Here is a 229-nt window from a genome sequence, read left to right as displayed (position 1 = left end):
TGAGTCGCTTTTTTATAATTTCAATGACTTGAAATTATTGACCTGGTTGAACTAAAACAGTACGGCTACCAGAAATCGCAGCGAATACGCGACGGTTCATAGCACGACCTTCTTTAGTTTTGTTGTCAGCAATCGGTTGATCCCAAGCGAAACCTTGAGTAGACAAACGAGATGCATCAACGTTGTATTCATTTACAAGTGATGATTTAACAGAGTTAGCACGAGCCAA

The 229-nt window shown here is 40.2% G+C and carries 1 protein-coding gene; it reads right to left on the bottom strand.

What is annotated here, in order from left to right; genetic code table 11:
• Nucleotides 1-34: 34 nt before the first annotated feature.
• Nucleotides 35-229 (bottom strand): OmpA family protein (locus tag EXE30_RS15810; protein WP_165382430.1); only part of this gene is annotated, 195 nt, incomplete at its 5' end.

The organism is Acinetobacter halotolerans, from assembly GCF_004208515.1.
Classification (GTDB): domain Bacteria; phylum Pseudomonadota; class Gammaproteobacteria; order Pseudomonadales; family Moraxellaceae; genus Acinetobacter; species Acinetobacter halotolerans.
The sequence above is the reverse complement of the archived record's forward strand: the minus strand, read 5'-3'. Positions and strand labels throughout refer to the sequence as shown.